15 protein-coding genes, 1 tRNA gene and 1 riboswitch are annotated in these 17482 nt (G+C 65.8%); of the genes, 8 read left to right on the top strand and 8 right to left on the bottom strand.

From position 1 onward, the window contains the following. Positions 1-81: 81 nt before the first annotated feature. From ASD14_RS02685 to ASD14_RS02665, 5 genes are all read right to left on the bottom strand, one after another. Complete coding sequence (locus ASD14_RS02685; RefSeq protein ID WP_056128437.1) at positions 82-762, bottom strand: response regulator transcription factor; 681 nt, start codon at positions 760-762, stop codon at positions 82-84. A gap of 416 nt (positions 763-1178) precedes the next feature. Further along, entirely contained in the window at positions 1179-2123 is a 945-nt protein-coding gene (gene rimK / locus ASD14_RS02680) for a 30S ribosomal protein S6--L-glutamate ligase (protein ID WP_056128435.1), read from the bottom strand. Between the two features lie 48 nt (positions 2124-2171). Next, on the bottom strand, positions 2172-2648 hold the full coding sequence (locus tag ASD14_RS02675) for a RimK/LysX family protein (RefSeq protein WP_235565285.1): 477 nt from the start codon (positions 2646-2648) through the stop codon (positions 2172-2174). Between the two features lie 177 nt (positions 2649-2825). Next, a tRNA-Gly gene (locus tag ASD14_RS02670) sits at positions 2826-2899 on the bottom strand. 108 nt (positions 2900-3007) lie between these two features. Next, on the bottom strand, positions 3008-4834 hold the full coding sequence (locus ASD14_RS02665) for an autotransporter domain-containing protein (protein WP_056128430.1): 1827 nt from the start codon (positions 4832-4834) through the stop codon (positions 3008-3010). 169 nt (positions 4835-5003) lie between these two features. Here ASD14_RS02665 and thiS point away from each other — a divergent pair, with 169 nt between their 5' ends. The 4 genes from thiS (at position 5004) to ASD14_RS02645 (ending at position 9441) form a co-directional block, all read left to right on the top strand. Further along, complete coding sequence (gene thiS, locus ASD14_RS02660) at positions 5004-5204, top strand: sulfur carrier protein ThiS (protein WP_056128427.1); 201 nt, start codon at positions 5004-5006, stop codon at positions 5202-5204. A gap of 435 nt (positions 5205-5639) precedes the next feature. Further along, positions 5640-5728, bottom strand: a riboswitch (cyclic di-GMP riboswitch). A gap of 225 nt (positions 5729-5953) precedes the next feature. Next, positions 5954-6760 (top strand): thiazole synthase, encoded by an 807-nt coding sequence (locus tag ASD14_RS02655; RefSeq protein ID WP_056128424.1) that lies wholly within the window; start codon positions 5954-5956, stop codon positions 6758-6760. Beyond that, the gene (gene trmB, locus ASD14_RS02650) at positions 6760-7485 is read left to right on the top strand and encodes a tRNA (guanosine(46)-N7)-methyltransferase TrmB (protein WP_056128422.1); all 726 of its coding nucleotides are present in this window, start codon (positions 6760-6762) and stop codon (positions 7483-7485) included. Before ASD14_RS02655 ends, trmB begins: the two co-directional genes overlap by 1 nt. A 111-nt stretch (positions 7486-7596) precedes the next feature. Beyond that, the gene (locus ASD14_RS02645) at positions 7597-9441 is read left to right on the top strand and encodes an SLC13 family permease (RefSeq protein ID WP_056128418.1); all 1845 of its coding nucleotides are present in this window, start codon (positions 7597-7599) and stop codon (positions 9439-9441) included. Positions 9442-9452: 11 nt separating this feature from the next. Here ASD14_RS02645 and ASD14_RS02640 read toward each other — a convergent pair whose 3' ends face one another. After that, the gene (locus ASD14_RS02640) at positions 9453-9791 is read right to left on the bottom strand and encodes a Rieske 2Fe-2S domain-containing protein (protein ID WP_056128912.1); all 339 of its coding nucleotides are present in this window, start codon (positions 9789-9791) and stop codon (positions 9453-9455) included. A 207-nt stretch (positions 9792-9998) separates the two neighbouring features. Here ASD14_RS02640 and ASD14_RS02635 point away from each other — a divergent pair, with 207 nt between their 5' ends. The 4 genes from ASD14_RS02635 to ASD14_RS02620 all read left to right on the top strand — a co-directional run bounded on the left by ASD14_RS02635 (position 9999) and on the right by ASD14_RS02620 (position 13079). Then, a complete protein-coding gene (locus ASD14_RS02635; protein WP_056128414.1) occupies positions 9999-10295 on the top strand; it encodes a hypothetical protein in 297 nt (98 codons plus the stop codon). 3 nt (positions 10296-10298) lie between these two features. After that, positions 10299-11024, top strand: coding sequence for a fumarylacetoacetate hydrolase family protein (locus ASD14_RS02630; protein ID WP_056128411.1), 726 nt, complete (start codon positions 10299-10301; stop codon positions 11022-11024). Between the two features lie 98 nt (positions 11025-11122). After that, positions 11123-11524, top strand: coding sequence for a large-conductance mechanosensitive channel protein MscL (gene mscL, locus ASD14_RS02625; RefSeq protein WP_056128408.1), 402 nt, complete (start codon positions 11123-11125; stop codon positions 11522-11524). Between the two features lie 142 nt (positions 11525-11666). Next, complete coding sequence (locus tag ASD14_RS02620) at positions 11667-13079, top strand: M28 family peptidase (protein ID WP_056128406.1); 1413 nt, start codon at positions 11667-11669, stop codon at positions 13077-13079. A gap of 118 nt (positions 13080-13197) precedes the next feature. On the opposite strand, the gene ASD14_RS02615 is transcribed toward ASD14_RS02620, so the two are convergent. Beyond that, entirely contained in the window at positions 13198-14175 is a 978-nt protein-coding gene (locus tag ASD14_RS02615) for a TrmH family RNA methyltransferase (RefSeq protein ID WP_082538686.1), read from the bottom strand. 147 nt (positions 14176-14322) lie between these two features. Continuing rightward, the gene (locus ASD14_RS02610) at positions 14323-17448 is read right to left on the bottom strand and encodes an efflux RND transporter permease subunit (protein WP_056128403.1); all 3126 of its coding nucleotides are present in this window, start codon (positions 17446-17448) and stop codon (positions 14323-14325) included. Positions 17449-17482: the final 34 nt, after the last annotated feature.

Below are 17482 nucleotides of genomic sequence, written 5' to 3'. Positions count from 1 at the left end.
GCGCGCGCGCGACATGCCGATGGCGCCACCGGTTCGATTTCAGCACTCACGTCCCCGCCCCTGTCGTTGTCGCGGCACGCCTCAACCGTTTTCAGGCGGCGCGATGCGGTAACCGATGCCGTGGCGCGTCTGGATCAGCGGCACTTCGAACGGCTTGTCGACTACGGCGCGCAGGCCGTGGATATGCACGCGCAGGGAATCCGAATCCGGCAGTTCCTCACCCCATACGCGGGTTTCGAGTTCCTGGCGCGTCACCACCGCTGGCGAGGCTTCCATCAGCGCCTGCAGGATCTTCAGCGCGGTCGGGTTGAGCTGCAGCAGCTTGCCCTGGCGGCGCACTTCCAGCGTGTCGAGGTTGTATTCGAGGTCGGCGGTATTGAGCACGCGGGTCTGCACGCCGCGGCCGCGCCGGGCGAGCGCATTCAGGCGGACCTCGACTTCCTGCAGGGCAAACGGCTTGATCAGGTAATCGTCGGCGCCGGAGTCGAAGCCGGCCAGCTTGTTGTCGAGCGAATCGCGCGCGGTCAGCACCAGCACCGGCGTCTGCTTGCGCGCTTCGTTGCGCAGCTTGCGGCAGACTTCGAGGCCATCGAGGCCCGGCAGGTTCAGGTCGAGCACGATCGCGTCGAAGTCGTGGACCACCGCGAGGTGCAGTCCGGTGATGCCGTCGGCCGCGAAATCCACGGTGTGGCCGCGGTCCTCGAGGAAGTCGCCGAGATTGGCGGCAATGTCCTGGTTGTCTTCGATGACAAGGATGCGCATGGGACCGTCCGTATGAGGGTAGGGCTTCGACCATGCGGCCGCTGCCGGGTTCCGGAGCGCTTAAGCGACCGGAGCATCGGGCGAAATTAACAAATTCAGCCGAAACGATCTCGTGACTGTCGCTTGGCGCCCGGATGAATGTGCGAAATGCGCGATTCGGACACGCGAATTCGTGAAAAACCGACGGGCAAAGAAAGACCCGGAATGCGGGGCCGCCGCATCCGGGTCAAAAAGGGTGTTGCCCCGATTACCGTCATCCTGCGACCGACTATTGACGAGGAAGCAGCGGGATTCCGGTGTGCTCAGGCTACGCCTGCCGGGACTAAAAGTCCGTTAAAAGGGCCATGTAAAAATTCGTTATTTCGAGTGACCGAGGCCTGTCCAGAAGCAGCATTTAACAAATAAGCTTCTGATTATCAAAAGTAATTTTCGGTCGCAGTTTTTTCGTTAAGAGTTCGTGAGGCCCCGATTGGGCGGCTCGCCCGGGGCCTGAACCGGCCTCCGACGAAGTCGATCACGGCGCCTGCCACGTCCACCTCGCTGGCCGCTTCGATGCCCTCCAATCCAGGCGATGCATTCACCTCGAGCACGAGTGGACCGCGCTTCGAACGAATCAGATCGACACCTGCCACACCCAATCCCAATGCGTGTGCTGCGCGAATCGCGACGTCCTGTTCGGTTGCGCTCGGACGGATGCCTTTTGCGCTGCCGCCGCGGTGCAGGTTGGAGCGGAAGTCGCCCTTCGGCGCCTGCCGCTTCATCGCCGCGACCACGCGATCGCCGACGACGAAGCAACGCAGGTCCGCGCCCTTGGCTTCTTCCACGAATTCCTGCACGAGGAAATTCGCATAGAGGCCGCGCAACGCCTCGATCACGCTGCGCGATGCGGACGGTTTCTCCGTGAGCATGACGCCGGCGCCCTGCGTGCCTTCGTTGAGCTTGATCACATGCGGCGGCGGGCCGAGCATCGCGAGCAGGTCCTGCGTGTCGTCCGGGTTATCGCCGAACACCGTCGCCGGCAGGCCGATCCCCTGCGCGGCGAGCAGCTGGTGGCAGCGCAGCTTGTCGCGCGCCTTGAGGATCGCGTCGGATGGATTGGGTGTGTAGCAGCCCATCAGCTCGAACTGCCGTAGTACTGCCGAACCGTAACGCGTGATCGACGCGCCCACGCGCGGGATCACCGCGTCATAGCCCGCGATCGGCCTGCCCTTGTAGCGCATGGCGAAGCCGTCGCTGGCGATGCGCATGTAGCAGCGCAGCGGATCGAGCACGCGCACGCTGTGGCCACGTTCGCGCGCGGCTTCCACCAGGCGGCGGGTTGAATAGAGCTTGCTGTTGCGCGAGAGGATCGCGAGTTTCATGGGAAGGAATTCGGAGGGAGAGTGAACAGGAGCCCTGGGGCCGGTGGGTCACCGGTGCGGAGCTGCGAGGCGGAGTTCGCCGAGTGTTTCCGGAAAAACCGGCACCGCCAGCGGCCGCCGGCCATGCAGGAAGGAGCGTGACGGATCCACCGTGAACCACCCCGCCATCGCGGTGCGTCCCAGCAGCATGGGAAACAGCATGCCCCGACGATCGGTCAGGTTGATTTCAATTTCGCGTTCCACGCCGGCAAGCGCCAGTGTCGTGCGCAGGAAGATGCGGCGGGTCCGATGACCGCCCGAATCGATGACTTCGCGCTCGTCGAAAATCGGCGCTACTGCTTGCAACGTCGCTTCGCCATGTCCGTCATTGCTGAGGCTGAAGCCGACCCACGGCGCGCCGCGTTCGCTGAATCGCCAGCAGCGATCCACGTGCAGCGCCGAACTGCGCGCACCGCTGTCGATCTTGCAGCGCACGGCAGGCAACCCAAGGCACGGCAGGCCGGCCCACTCGCGCCAGCCCAACACGACCAACTCTCGTGAAGCCCGCTCTCGCGAAGCCGGTCCAGGTGAACCCAGTCGCGCCACGTCGTCACCTTGAAAGGAAAAACGGCAGCCACTGTGACGCGGCTGCCGTTACGTTTGTGTTGCTGTGAAGCCGCTGCGGAACGATCGAAGGAAACCTGTTTCGCCAGCGTTCCGATATGGAGCGGGTGATGGGAATCGAACCCACGCTAGCAGCTTGGGAAGCTGCAGTTCTACCATTGAACTACACCCGCGTGACCCGCGCAGTCTATGCCGCGGTTCGGAGTGTTGGCAACGCAGGACACGCCTCAAGCAAAGGGCCCCGCAGGGCCCTTTGCCGTCCTGCCTTCGCGTTGCCGCGGTCAGAAACCGGCGCTGACCGTGGCGAACACCGTCGCGTGGTTCGCGTTCTTCTGGCCGACGGTCAGGGCGGTGCCGATGTTGGCGTCGAGGCCGAAGACCTTGGTCTTCGCGCCGAACGTCAGCGTGCTGTAGTCCTGGTCGAACTTCACGCCCGGCACGGCATAGGCATCGGTACCCGGCATCGACTGCAGCTGCGCCCAGGCTTCCGCGGCCTGGTCTTCGAACTCACGATCGACGGTGAGCCGTGCATACGGCTTCAGGTGATCGTTGATCGCGTAGCTCGCCTGCCAGCCGACGCTGCCGATCATCGAATCGAAGCTCTGGTCCGGATAGGCCAGCGACGTTGCGAGCGCCGGCTGGTCTTCGGCGAAGCCGTCGATGTCGATGCGCTGCGCGATCACGCTCAGCACCGGGCCATGGCGCAGCGCACCTTCGCCGAATTCCCAGCCCGCGCCGATGGCGGCAGTCAGGTTCTCGCCGTCGGTCGAACCGCTGTGCTTGCGCATGGTCGGGCCGAGGACGACCTGGCGGTCGATGTCGAAGTCGAGCTGGTTCCAGCTCACCTGGCCATTCACCCATGCGCCGTTGTCGCCATACCAGCCGATGAAGCCGCCCAGGCCGAGATCGGTCTGGTCGAAGCTGCCACCGTTGCGGCCGAAGTCCTGCGCCTGGCGGCCGTAACCGGCGAATGCGCCATAGACGAGGTTGCCACTGCTCCAGTCGACGCCGAAGGTCAGCGAGGGACCAGCACCGTCGTACACGTTGCCGTCGCCATAACGCTGGAAGTCGCCGCGCACGTCGCTCCACCACTTCATGCCGTCGGCTTCCGGAGCACCGGCGTGTGCGCCGATGCGTTCAGCCCGCGAGCGGCCGACCATCGAGGCCGAATTCGGCAGCAACGCGATCTGGCGCGGGGCCTCGATCACGGAGACCGCGTAGTCCGCCAGGATGGCGTGCGCCTCGGTGCTCGGATGCACGCCATCGGCGAAGGCACGTCCGCTACCTGTGCTCACGCAAGTCAGCGAAGTGCCGGCGCACGCGGGAATCGTCGCGCTGTTGAAGCCGTACACGGATGGATTTGCGCTGATCTCGTGCAGCAGGGTGTAGGTATCGAGCGGAATCACTCGCAGCCCCTGCTGGGCAAGACCGCCGAACAACGTCTGGTTGTAGCCATTCACCAGTGCAGTGATGCCGGCAGAACCTGCGGCGCCCTGCGACAGGCCGAAAGGAGTCAGGCCGACGTCCGGCATGGTGGGGACCAGGATGTATCGCGCGCCCGCATTGGTCAGGGTGCCGACAAGACCAACCTGCGCCTGCGCCGACGCAAGGAACTGCTGCGGCGTCGTCGCCCCGTTGAGAGTGAAGAACAGGTCGTTTGCGCCGCCCCATAGCGTGTACAGCGCATCGGGGTCGGCCTGTCCGCCATTGCGGCTGAGGTATGCGCCGACCTGCGCGGTCAGCGACGGCGCGAACTGCGTGGGTGGTGTGGGAGGAAATCCCGGGCCAGGAACGATCGTCGCGCCACCGGCTGCATAGTTGCTCCCGTCGTCGGCGACGATGCCTGTGTTGGTGAGCCCCCAGGCGGGCGACGCATCGGTCCCGTAGTAGCCCGCAAGGTACTCTGACCACACCAGTCCCGGGTTGGTCGTGAAGCGGCCCACAAGCGCCGCGCCCGGCCCGGCGTTCTGGACCAGAAATGGCCGGTAGAAGCCGGAGTCCGTGAGGCTGTCGCCAAAAAAGACGGTGCTGGAAAAGGTTCCCGCAAAGGCAGGCGCCGCAGCCAACGCCAAGGCGGCAGCAAGCAGACGGCGGACAGGCTTCTTCATTGTTCTCTCCCCGAAAAAATAAGATTTCTTATGGTTGGCCCCGCGTCGGCGCAATACGCCTACGCATGGCGCCGCATCGAACCATGCCATGACGCGCCGCACAAGCGGCAGTGCGGCAACGGACACCTCGTGACTGGCTCCGACGTGCCGCTGCTAGGACAATGGGCGCATGGATATCGTTCTGAATGGCGAGCCGCGCTCGCTGACACATTCCCTGACCGTGCTTGAGCTGCTTCACGGCGAAGGGCTGGGCGATCGCCGTGTCGCCGTCGAAGTCAACGGCGAAATCATTCCGCGCAGCCATCATGGCGAGCACCCATTGCAGCCAGGCGACCGCGTCGAAATCGTGCATGCGCTGGGCGGCGGTTGAAGGACTTCGACGTTATCGAGTTGGCATGGCTGCCCTGCTTCCCGCAAAGGTGGAAGTGACGGGAAAAAGGAACCCCTTGGGAGTGCAGCAAATCTCTCGAGCAATGCGTGACGCCAGGACGAAGTGTCGTCAGTCAATGTCAGCAAGCTGCGCGACGTCTCCGGCTGCACCTGCACGCAGGGCGACTGGAAGATCCACATGAACTGGACGTCGTAGCCGTCGCCTGAGCGCAGGTGGAGGGCTCGTCGGTGCGCAGGCAGTAGCCACATGGTCGCCGCTGGCGATCGGATCGGCCTGGCAATCACCCGACTGACCAGACGGGTAAAGGTGGATCGTCATACGAGAGGATCCGGATTCCCTCGTAGCCACGCGAATAGCGCCATAGCTCGCGGCGGGATCGGCCGGCCACATATCACGCGCGGTAAACACCGGCGGTACTGGAACCCGGCCATCCAGGCGGAGGGAGTCGCCTGGATCCGTGGGCTTTGCGGCCCCGGCTCGCGCCGGGTGTGCTCTTGACGTACCGCACGGTGCTGACCGCGCGCAGCAGGAAAAAACTTCGCCGGGAGAAGCGCAGGGGACGCTCTGGTGCCGGGCCGGATCCTTCCTGCTGCACGAATCAACGCATCGTGGCGGCCGGAGCGGTCAGCCGAATGCGTTTTCTCGCCTCCCCCAAATGGGTGATGGCGCGACGCCATCCGCCTCCGGGATGGAACCGGACAGCCGCATGCCACTGCTAAAATTGCCGCATGACGCTCCCCGCCTTCTTCACGCCGCCCGCCGACCCGCTGGTCATCGCGGGCAGGACATACGCTTCCCGGCTGCTCACCGGCACCGGGAAATTCAAGGATCTCGACGAAACTCGCCGCGCGACCGATGCCGCGGGCGCGCGGATCGTCACCGTCGCCATCCGTCGAACGAACATCGGCCAGAACCCGGGCGAACCCAACCTGCTCGACGTGCTGCCTCCGGATCGCTACACCATCTTGCCCAACACCGCCGGTTGCTACACCGCCGATGACGCAGTGCGCACATGCCGTCTCGCGCGCGAACTGCTCGATGGCCACAAGCTCGTGAAGCTCGAAGTGCTCGGCGACCAGAAGACGCTGTACCCCGACGTGGTGCAGACGCTCGCCGCCGCCGAAACACTGGTGAAGGACGGCTTCGACGTGATGGTCTACACCAGCGACGATCCGATCCTGTGCAGGCGCCTGGAGGAAATCGGCTGCGTCGCGGTGATGCCGCTGGCCGCACCGATCGGCTCGGGCCTCGGCGTGCAGAACCGCTACAACCTGATCGAGATCATCGAAAACGCGAAAGTGCCGATCATCGTCGACGCAGGCGTCGGCACGGCTTCGGACGCGTCGATCGCGATGGAGCTCGGGTGCGACGGCGTGCTGATGAATACCGCGATCGCCGGCGCGAAGGATCCGGTGCTCATGGCGCACGCAATGAAGCTTGCGGTCGAAGCGGGGCGTGCCGCGTTCAAGGCCGGGCGTATTCCGCGGAAGCGTTATGCGAGTGCTTCATCACCGGTGGACGGGCTCATCGGGTAATGGCGGAGCAGGATTCCAAGAAAGCGCCGCCCAAGCCCTTCACCATCGAAGAAGGCCATCGCAAGGTCCGCAGCTTTGTCCTGCGCCAGGGCCGCTTCACGCCGGCGCAACAGCGCGCGTTCGATGAGCTGTGGCCGCGCTTCGGCCTCGAATACACCGGCCGGCTGCGCGACTTCGAAGCCGTGTTCGGCCGCAAGGCGAAGCGTGTCGCCGAGATCGGCTTCGGCAATGGCGAGGCGCTGCGCTTTGCCGCGCAGCACGATCGCGAACGCGACTACATCGGCATCGAAGTGCACGCGCCCGGCGTGGGCCGCCTGCTCAATGCGCTTGCGCACGACAACAGCGGTCACGTCCGCCTGTACCACCACGATGCGGTGGAAGTGCTGAGCAACGAAATCGCCGACGGATCGCTGGACGAAGTCCGCATCTATTTCCCCGATCCCTGGCACAAGAAGCGGCACAACAAGCGCCGCCTCGTGCAACCGGAATTCGCAAAGCTGATCGTGGGCAAACTCGCGAGCGGCGGGCGCTTGCACCTCGCCACCGATTGGCACGACTATGCCGAGCAGATGTGGGATGTGCTCGACGCCACGCCGGGCATCGTCAATCGCGCCGGGGAGCGTGGGACGGTGCCGCGACCGGAGTGGCGGCCGCAGACGCATTTCGAGACCCGCGGCCAGAAACTCGGCCATGGAGTGTGGGATTTGTTGTACGACAAGCCCTAGGGCGCAAGGCACCGCCTTGTAGGGCGGAGCTTGCTCCGCTTCGCTTTTCGGGATCCATGTTGAAAGCAGCGGAGCAAGCTCCGCTCTACCGAACAGAGCAGCCGCACATCGATGGATACCGCCCTCCCGCTCACCACGGACATGAAGCTCGTTCTCGGGCTCGTGGTGTTCACGATGGTGATGTTCCTGTTCGAGCGGATCCGCGCGGATGTGGTCGCGCTGGTCGTGCTCGTGCTGCTCGGGCTCTCGGGCCTGGTCGAGCCGGAACTCCTGTTCAACGGCTTCTCCGGTAACGCCGTCATCAGCATCGTCGCGACGATGATCCTCGGCGCGGGTCTCGATCGCACCGGCGCACTCAATCGTCTCGCGGGCTGGCTGCTCAGGCGCGCGAACGGCATCGAGCAGCGACTGTTGCTGCTCACCACTGCGATTGCCGGCCTGAATTCGTCCTTCATGCAGAACCCGTCGGTGATGGCGCTGTACATGCCCGTCGCCTCGCGCCTTTCCTCGCGCACGGGCCTGTCGCTGCCGCGCCTGCTGTTGCCGATCGCCGCGGCAATCGTGATGGGCGGCGCGCTGACGATGGTCGGCAACTCGCCGCTGATGCTACTCAACGACCTGCTGGTCGCCGCCAACGCGAACCTACCCTCCGGCGCGGCCACGATCGAGCCGCTGAAGATGTTCACGCCGCTGCCGATCGGCCTCGCACTGCTCGCGACATCACTCGCCTACTTCCACTTCTTCGGCGACAAGCGCCTGCGCGAGAAGGAAGAAGCCGGCGGCGGGGTCACGCCCGCGCGAACGCAGAGTTATTTCGCCAAGACCTATGGCATCGAAGGCGACGTTTACGAGCTGATCGTGAGCGCCGACAGTCCACTCGTGGGCATGTCGGTCGGCGAAGCCGAGGCACTGCACGGCGCGCCCCTGCTGCTCGCATTGAAGACAGGCGACGACTCGCGCCTGGCGCCGCCCGCCGATGCGCGCATCTGGGTCGGCAGCGTGCTCGGCGCGATGGGCGACAAGCAGGCGGTGAGCGACTTCGCGCAGAACAACTTCCTGCGCATGAGCACGCGCCTGCGCAACTTCGCCGACCTCTTCAATCCGAGCCGCGCAGGCATCTCCGAAGCGGTGGTGCCGCCGACTTCGAAGTTCCTCGGCAAGAACGCCGGCGATCTCGGATTGCGGAAGAACCTCGGCCTGAGCCTGCTCGCGGTGAACCGCGACAAGCAGGTGCTGCGCGAAGACCTGCGCAACGTCACCCTGCGCGCCGGCGACATGCTGGTGCTGCATAGCATCTGGACCGACCTCGCCGAAGCCGCGGAGAGCAAGGACCTGGTCGTCGTCACTGACTACCCGAAAGGCGAGCAGCGCCCGCACAAGCTCAAGATCGCGCTCGTCATCTTCGCGGTGTCGATGCTGTTGGCCCTGTCCTCGCGGCTTCCCGTTTCGATCGCGTTGATGACCGGCGTGGCCGGAATGCTGATCGCCGGCGTGCTGCATATCGAAGAAGCGTATGCGGCGATCAACTGGCGCACCGTCTTCCTGATGGCGTGCCTGATTCCGCTGGGCTGGGCGATGGATTCCAGCGGTGCGGCGGCGTGGGTCGCGGGGCATTCGCTGGAACAGCTGCCAGGCGGCACGCCGGTGTGGGTACTGGAACTGCTGGTGGGCGTACTGACGACCGCGTTCTCGCTGGTGATCAGCCATGTCGGAGCCACGATCGTGGTGGTGCCTTTGGCGATCAATCTCGCACTTGCGGCTGAAGGCAACCCGAGCGCGTTCGCGCTGATCGTCGCGCTTTCGGCGTCCAACAACTTCATGACTGCCTCGAACCCGGTGATCTCGATGATCAGTGGCCCTGCGGGCTACACCGGCAAGGACCTGTGGCGCATTGGCGCGCCGCTTTCGCTGTTGTACACAGGCGTGATCGTCGTGATGGTCGAACTGTTGTTCTGATCGGGACCGCTTTACGCCGACGCGAGCCACACCTGTCCGTCGCGAACTTCCACCGCCACTGCGCGCAATGCCTCTCCCCGGCAGGGACCGCCAACGCATTCGCCTTGCGCGAGTTCGAAGCTCGCTCCGTGCGCGGCGCACACCAGCAGGCCTTCCCGGCTCTTGAGGAACTGCCCCGGCGCCCAATCGAGGCGGCGTCCGGCATGCGGGCAGATGTTCAGCCACGCCCGCACTTCGTGCCCTTGCCTGTACAGGATCACCGATTCGGCATCGCCGTCGATCGCGGCTTCGGTTTCGGCGAAACCACCATCGGCAATGCTGTCAAGTGCGATCAGCGCAGTGCGCCGGATTTGGCTGGATGTGTCCACGGTCTCGTTGTTTAACGGAGTTCTCACACTCGGCCGGGAGTCGCGTTCGATACTGCGCGCCCGGTCGTCGTGACCGGATTGTGTCACCGCAACCCGGGCGATTGAAAATCGCCACCGCGAGCCGCAATGCACCGGTTCCGCAAGACGCCACGGAGGCGCGTCCTTCGGCAACCACAAGGGGATGTAGCCATGTTTGCCCACGCCTTCCGTTTCGACCAGTTCAATGCGCGCATGCGCAACACCTTCTCGGCCCCACGCAAGCCACGCCATCGCGTGCTGCGCGTGGTGCTCGGTCTCGTCGGCGTAGCCGTGCTGGCAGTGCTGGTGATGTTCGGACTGTTCGTGGGTGCGGCGATGATCGCGACTGGCCTGCTGTTCAAGCTGTGGAAGCAGCGCGGCAAGCCGCTCGCGAATGGCAGCGCGCGCGATTCGCGCGTGCTCGATGGCGAGTTCCGCGTCGTCGATTCCGTCACGCTGCCGCGTTGACCCATGCAAGACGTCGTCGCCGCACCGCCGCAACCCCGCGTTCCGGTGCAGGGCACCGGCGTACCCGCCGGGAGCAGCTTCCCCGTTCACCGCATCTACTGCGTCGGCCGCAACTTCGCCGACCACGCGCGCGAGATGGGAGCCGCGGCTCCGGCCTCGCGTGCCGAACGCGGCGTGCCGACGTTCTTCCTCAAGCCATCCGACTCGATCGTCATCGATGGGGCAGTGAGGTACCCGCGCGGTACCCGCGACCTGCACCATGAGGTCGAGCTCGTGGTCGCACTGGGTCGCGATGCGCCACGCGGCAGCTTCTCCGCGGACGAAGCGATGTCGCTCGTGTATGGCTATGCGGTCGGCCTCGACCTCACGCGCCGCGATCTCCAGGCGGCGGCGAAAGCCAAAAGCCTGCCGTGGGATACCGGCAAATCGTTCGAGCACGCCGCGCCGATCAGCGCGATTGTTCCCGCGGGCGAAATCGGCGATGTCTACGCACGCACGCTGACGCTGCGAGTCAACGGCACCGTGCGCCAGCAGGGCCCGCTCAGCGACCTGATCTGGAACATCGCCGACATCCTCCAGGAGCTGTCGGAACTTTACGACCTGCGCGCGGGCGACCTGGTCTTCATGGGCACGCCCGCCGGCGTCGGGCCCTTGCAGCCGGGAGATGCATTCGAGGCCACGCTCGACGACGCCATCGTGCTGCGCGGCAGCATCCTGCCTGCGAGGTAGCCGCGCCGGCATGGGGATTTCACCCATCGTTCCGGCGGGAAGCTGCCCGGTATAGTCGGACCCGGCATTCCTTGCCGATTCCACTCCCGGAGGAAAAGATGGGTCTCATTGCGGAATTCAAAGAGTTTGTCGCCCGCGGCAACGTGGTCGACCTCGCCGTCGGTGTCGTGATCGGCGCGGCGTTCGGCAAGATCGTCGCCGCACTGGTGGATGGCATCGTGATGCCGATCATCAGCATGCTTACCGGCGGCGTGAGCGTTTCCGACTGGAAGCACGTGATCACTCCTGCGCAGCTGGACGCGGCCGGGAAGGAAGTTGCCGCCGAAGTCGCGATCAAGTACGGCATGTTCTTCCAGACGATCATCGACTTCCTGCTCATCGCGCTGGTCATCTTCGTGTTCCTGAAGGCTTACAACCGCATGCGCAAGCCGGCCGACGCGCCTGCCACCGCGGAAGAAGTGCTGCTCCTGCGCGAGATCCGCGATTCGCTCAAGCGCTGAAGGCTGCATCGGCAGCCGTGAGCCTCGCTCGCGGCTGCCGCCAAAAACTCTCACGCCTGTTTTGGCATGGAGCACACCGGAACGAAGCCGCGGGCGGTTAAGCTCGCGGCTTCTTTTTTATCCGATCTCCAAAGGGGCCGTGATGCGCGTCGTGCCGTTGTTTCTCGCTACTTCCCTGCTCGCCGCAGGTGCGCTCCACGCCGCACCGCGGACCACCATCATTCCGCAGAAGGCGATCGACAATGCCGTGCAGCTGCGCGAGCAGGCGCTTGCCAGCAATCTCGGTTTCGAGATCACCGAATCGCTGACTACCGAAGTCGGCCCGCGACTGGCCGGCAGCGAAGCCGATGCACGCGCAGTGAAGTGGGCCCAGGCGAAGTTCAAGGCACTCGGCTACGACAAGGTCTGGCTGGAAGAAGTGCATTTCCCGAAGTGGGAACGGCGCAGTGAACATGGCGCCGTGATCGGGGCGAGCACACAGCCGTTGTCGCTGATCGCGCTCGGCGGCAGCCCGGGCGGCACCGTGGAAGCCGAGATCGTGCGCTTCGCCGATCTCGCGTCCCTCGAAGCGGCGCCGGCCGGCTCGCTCGCCGGCAAGATCGCCTTCATCGACTACCGCATGGAACGCGCGCGCGACGGTGCCGGTTACGGCATGGGCGGCAAGGTGCGCGGTGCGGGTCCCTCCGCGGCGATCCGCGCCGGCGCGTCGGGCTACCTGATGCGTTCGGCGGGCACCGATTCGCACCGCAATCCGCACACCGGTATCACCCGCTTCGATGAAGGCCTGACGCCGATTCCGTCGGCCGCGCTCGGCTCGCCCGATGCCGACCAGCTCACGCGCCTGCTCGCGCGCGGACCGGTGCGCGTGCGCATGGCGCTCGACTGCGGTTGGGATGGCGAGGCGACTTCGTACAACGTCGTCGGCGAGATTCGCGGCAAGGGCAAGTCCGACGAAGTCGTGCTGATCGGCGGGCATCTGGATTCGTGGGATCCGGGCACGGGCGCGATCGATGACGGGGCGGGCGTGGGCTTGACCATGGCCGCCGGCGCGCTGATCGGAAAGATGAAGCAGCGCCCGTCGCGCACGATCCGCGTCGTTGCATTCGCCAACGAGGAGCAAGGTCTGTACGGCGGCAAGGCGTACGCGGCGAAGCACATCGGCGACATCCGCAAGCACCAGATCGGCGCGGAGAGCGACTTCGGCGCCGGCCGCATCTACGCTTTCCGGACGAGCGCGCCCGACTACGCGCAGGGCGCGGCGAAGCAGATCGCCGACGCGCTGGCGCCACTGGGCATCGCTTACACGCCGGAAGAAGGCGGACCGGGTCCGGACGTCAGCCCATTCGCGGCGCAGGGCCTTGCCTGGGCGTCGTTGCGCCAGGACGGCACCGATTACTTTGATTACCACCACACGCCCGATGACACGCTCGACAAGATCGACCCGAAGGCGCTGGCGCAGAACGTCGCGGCGTATGCGGTGTTCGGCTATCTCGCGGCGAGCGCGGAGGGCGATTTCGGCAGCGAGGCGAAGGTTGTGAAGCCGCCGTCGGAATGACGCCTCGCTTCGGATGAAAAAAGCCCGGGGATTCCCGGGCTTTTTTATGTCCGTCATCTAACTGCTTGTGTCCGAATAATCCCGAATCTCCGCCTCGCCGGAATAACGAACTCCGCTATCACAACCGCGAGCGCCACGCCGCCAGCAGCACCGCCGTCGCGGCCGCGACATTAAGGCTTTCCACCGCGCCGGTTCCGGGAATCGAAACGCGCACGTCGCAGGCCGCGGCGAGTTCGCGATCCATGCCCTCGCCTTCACTGCCGAGCACGAACACGAGCCGCTGCTGCAGCGTGGCGTCGAACACATCCTTGCCGCCCTGCACCACCGTGGCCGCCAGCGCGAAGCCCGCGCTGCGCAGTTGCGCGATCGCGTTGTCCTGCCGGCCCAGGCGCACCATCGGCACCGCTTCGGCGCCGCCTTCGGCCACGCGCGCGGCGGCGCCGGAGAGCGCGAGTGGCGAATGCTTCGGCAACAGGATCGCGCTGACGCCGAAGTGCGCGGCCGAACGCAGGATCGCGCCGAAGTTGTGCGGGTTGCCGACACCGTCGAGCCAGAGCGCGCATTGCGGACCGGCCGGAAGGTCGCGCAGCCACGCCGACAGCGACAAGGGCTCTTCGCGCATCACGTCGGCGATGACGCCTTCGTGGTGCGTGCTCGAAGCGAGACGGCCGAGATCTTCCTCATCTACGACGCGATAGCCGACGCGGTTGGCCACGCACCACTTCAGCAGCGGCTGCACGGCGGGAATGCGGGCTTCGGCGAGATACAGCTTGCGGATCGCCTGCGGCCTGCGGGCGAACACGGCATGCACTGCGTTCAGGCCGTACACGCGCAGCTCGGCGTCGCGGCGCGCGCGTGCGGGATGCGCGGCGTGTTCTTCGGGCTGTGCCGGCGGCCACGCGGTGTCGCGCATGCGTTGCGGCGAGCGCGGCTCGTCGCGCGTGCGCGGTGCACGGGCACGCTCTTCATGAGCGCGTGGCGGACGCGGGGACTCGTCGTGGGAGGGCGAGCGCTCGCGCGTGGGTGACGAGGACGCGGACTTCCAGGGACTGGCACCGGGCGGACGGCGCGGCGGTCGGGGCGTGTGATCGGACATGCGGGAAGCTTACGCCCACGGGCAGTGCGTGGCGCGTCATCCACGTGAAGGACGCGAAAGCTTGCATTGTTTTCACGCCATGAAAGCGGGCCTATGGATGCGTCATCCCAGCGAAAGCCGGCGACGAGCAGATGCGAGCGCAACGCCTTACGCGTGCCCGCCCGCCTGCGGCGTGACCGCCTCCAGCTTCTCCAGCTCGTGCGCGACGGCTTCCGGCGAATGCGTGTACTTCGCCAGCAGTGCGTAGAACGCCGGCACCACGAACAACGACAGCAGCGTCGAGAAGGACACACCGAAGATCACCACCACGCCGATCGTCGCGCGGCTCGCCGAGCCCGGGCCGCCCGCGATCACCAGCGGAATCGCGCCGACCACCGTCGCGATCGAGGTCATCAGGATCGGACGCAGGCGCACCGCGCAGGACTCGACGATCGCTTCGTGGATGCTGCGGCCTTCATCGCGCAGCTGGTTGGCGAATTCGACGATCAGGATGCCGTTCTTCGCCGCCAGGCCGACGAGCATCACGATGCCGATCTGCGAGAACAGGTTGAGCGTGCCGCCGAACAGCCATAGGCCCAGCAATGCACCGAGCACACCCAGCGGCACCGTCAGCATGATCACGAACGGATGGATGAAGCTCTCGAATTGCGCGGCGAGCACGAGGTACACGACCAGCAGCGCCAGCGCGAACGTAAGCAGCACCGCACCGCCGGCGGCCTGGTATTCGCGCGACTCGCCCTTCCAGTCGATCTGCGCCTGCTGCGGCAGCTCCTCGCGAACCGTCTGCTGCATCCAGGTGATGGCATCACCCATGCGGTAACCCGGCGCGAGTCCCATGCTGATGGTGATCGCACGCAGGCGGTTGAAGCGGTTGAAGCTGCCGGGCTCGGCGATTTCCTTCAGCGTGACCAGGTTGGACAGCGGCACGAGATCGCCGCTGCGCGTGCGCACCTGGATCGCGGCGAGGTCGGCGGGCGACGCGCGCAGCGCCTTGCTGGCCTGCACGATCACGTCGTATTCCTCGCCACCGCGCACGAAGGTGGTGACGCGGCGCGAACCCATCATCGATTCCAGCGTGCTGCCGATGTCGCCGACGCTCACGCCGAGGTCGGCGGCGCGCTGGTGGTCGATCTGCACGCGCATCTGCGGTCGTGTTTCCTTGTAGTCCGAATCCGCGCCGACCAGGCCCGGGTTCTGTTCGATCCGTGCCATCAGGCGATCGCGCCATTCGGCCAGCTGCGCGTAGTCGGGGCCGCCGAGCACGATCTGCACCGGCTGCCCGCGCGTGCGCACCAGCCCGCCGGTCACCTGCGAGGACACGCGCACGCCGGGCAGCTGGCTCAGTTCCTTCTGCATGTTCTGCGCGACTACGGCCGTCTCTTCCTCGCGCTGGCGCCAGTCGCGCAGGAACACGCTGATGCGGCCGCTCTGCATGTCTTCCGTCGCGCCGAAGCCGCCGGGCACGCGCGAACTCGCGCGCTCGATCGGGCCGTCCTCGCCGACGTGCTTGAGCATGATCTTCTCGGCGGCCGCGACCTGCTTGACCGTGTAGTCGAAACCCGCGCCTTCCGGTCCGTTGAACATCAGGAAGAACACGCCGCGGTCTTCCGCAGGGGCGAGTTCGGACGGCACTACCTTCAGCATTCCGTAGCTCAAGCCGAGCGCCACGAGCATCAGCACGCCGAAAAACCACGGTCGCTCGACGCTGCGCTCCAGCAGGCGGCGGTAACGCGCGCTCACCGCCTCGAGCCGCGCATTGACCCAGCGCGTGACCGGATTGGATTTTTCTTCCTTGTGCGGCTTCACCAGCTTCGACGACATCATCGGCGTGAGCGTCAGCGCAACGAAGGCGGAAATCGCGACGGCACCCGCGAGCGCCACCGACAGCTCGCGGAACAGGCGCCCGGTATTGCCTTCCATGAAGCCGATCGGCAGGAACACCGACACCAGCACCGCAGTCGTAGCGATCACCGCGAACGCCACCTGCTGGGTGCCGCGGCGCGCGGCGACGAGGCGCGGTTCGCCGAGGTCGGCGCGGCGCTGGATGTTCTCCAGCACCACGATCGCGTCGTCGACAACCAGGCCGATGCACAGCACCAGCGCCAACAGGGTCAGCAGGTTGATCGAGTAGCCGAACAGGTACAGCGGCATGAAGGCGGCGATCAGGCACACCGGAACTGTCACCGCCGGGATCAGCGCGGCGCGCGCGCTGCCGAGGAAGAGCCAGATCACGATCAGCACGAGGATGATCGCTTCGGCAAGCGTGTGGTACACGCGCTCGACCGCAGCGTCGATGAAGGTGGTGGTGTCGAAGGCGACGAAGATGCTGGTGCCCTTGGGCAGCGACGCCTGGATGCGCTCGGCCTCGGCACGCGCGGCGCGGGCGACATCGAGGCTGTTGGCGGTGGACGTCTTGATGATGCCGAGGCCGACGTTCTGCTCGCCGTTGCTGCGGTAATAGCTGCGGCGCTCGGCCGAGGCGAGTTCGACCTTGGCGACATCGCCCAGGCGCACCACGTAGCCGTCTTTGCCCTTGCCCAGCGGAATCTGCGCGAAGTCGGTGGGCTTCTCGAAGCTGCGCGCCACGCGCAAGGTGAAGTCGCGGGTTTCCGATTCGATGCGGCCGGCGGGCAGTTCGACGTTCTGCGCGCGCAATGCGGTTTCGATGTCGGCCGCGGTGATGCCGCGCGCGGCCATCGCATCGCGATCGAGCCAGATGCGCATCGCGTAGCGCTGCTGGCCGCCGATGCGCACCTGCGCGACGCCGTCGATGCTCGACAGCCGGTCGACGACGTAGCGTTCGGCGTAGTCGGACAGCTGCAGCGTGTCCATGTTCGTGCTGCTCATGTTGAGCCACACGATCACGTCGGCGTCGGCTTCGACCTTCGCCACCTGCGGCGGGTCGGCTTCCTCCGGGAGGCGGTCCATCACCCGGCTGACCGCGGAACGCACGTCGTTGGCGGCATCCTCGATGTCGCGGGTGAGGTTGAACTCGATGCTGATGTTGGAGCGGCCGCTGCTGCTGCGCGACTCGATGGTGTTGATGCCTTCGATGCCAGCCAGCGCGTCCTCGAGGATCTGGGTGACCCGCGTTTCCACGACCGCGGCCGAGGCGCCCGGATACGTCACTTCCACCGACACCACGGGCGGATCGATCGCCGGCAGTTCGCGCAGCGTCAGCCGCGAGAACGCCATCACGCCGAGCACGATCAGCAGCAGGCTGATCACGGTGGCGAAGACGGGGCGCTTGATCGAGATGTCGGAGAGTTTCATGCCTTGCCTCAACCCTGCACTGCGCGGCGCACAA

The sequence above is a fragment of the Lysobacter sp. Root494 genome (assembly GCF_001427225.1).
Classification (GTDB): domain Bacteria; phylum Pseudomonadota; class Gammaproteobacteria; order Xanthomonadales; family Xanthomonadaceae; genus Agrilutibacter.
Note: the sequence above shows the minus strand (reverse complement) of the source record. Positions and strands in the feature narration are given on the sequence as shown.

Excerpts from the sequence above, each read along its gene's own strand:
- ASD14_RS02685 (WP_056128437.1), bottom strand. The coding sequence starts at position 762 with ATGCGCATCCTTGTCATCGAAGACAACCAGGACATTGCCGCCAATCTC.
- rimK (WP_056128435.1), bottom strand. The coding sequence starts at position 2,123 with ATGAAACTCGCGATCCTCTCGCGCAACAGCAAGCTCTATTCAACCCGC.
- ASD14_RS02665 (WP_056128430.1), bottom strand. The coding sequence starts at position 4,834 with ATGAAGAAGCCTGTCCGCCGTCTGCTTGCTGCCGCCTTGGCGTTGGCT.
- thiS (WP_056128427.1), top strand. The coding sequence starts at position 5,004 with ATGGATATCGTTCTGAATGGCGAGCCGCGCTCGCTGACACATTCCCTG.
- ASD14_RS02655 (WP_056128424.1), top strand. The coding sequence starts at position 5,954 with ATGACGCTCCCCGCCTTCTTCACGCCGCCCGCCGACCCGCTGGTCATC.
- trmB (WP_056128422.1), top strand. The coding sequence starts at position 6,760 with ATGGCGGAGCAGGATTCCAAGAAAGCGCCGCCCAAGCCCTTCACCATC.
- ASD14_RS02645 (WP_056128418.1), top strand. The coding sequence starts at position 7,597 with ATGGATACCGCCCTCCCGCTCACCACGGACATGAAGCTCGTTCTCGGG.
- ASD14_RS02635 (WP_056128414.1), top strand. The coding sequence starts at position 9,999 with ATGTTTGCCCACGCCTTCCGTTTCGACCAGTTCAATGCGCGCATGCGC.
- ASD14_RS02630 (WP_056128411.1), top strand. The coding sequence starts at position 10,299 with ATGCAAGACGTCGTCGCCGCACCGCCGCAACCCCGCGTTCCGGTGCAG.
- mscL (WP_056128408.1), top strand. The coding sequence starts at position 11,123 with ATGGGTCTCATTGCGGAATTCAAAGAGTTTGTCGCCCGCGGCAACGTG.
- ASD14_RS02620 (WP_056128406.1), top strand. The coding sequence starts at position 11,667 with ATGCGCGTCGTGCCGTTGTTTCTCGCTACTTCCCTGCTCGCCGCAGGT.
- ASD14_RS02615 (WP_082538686.1), bottom strand. The coding sequence starts at position 14,175 with ATGTCCGATCACACGCCCCGACCGCCGCGCCGTCCGCCCGGTGCCAGT.
- ASD14_RS02610 (WP_056128403.1), bottom strand. The coding sequence starts at position 17,448 with ATGAAACTCTCCGACATCTCGATCAAGCGCCCCGTCTTCGCCACCGTG.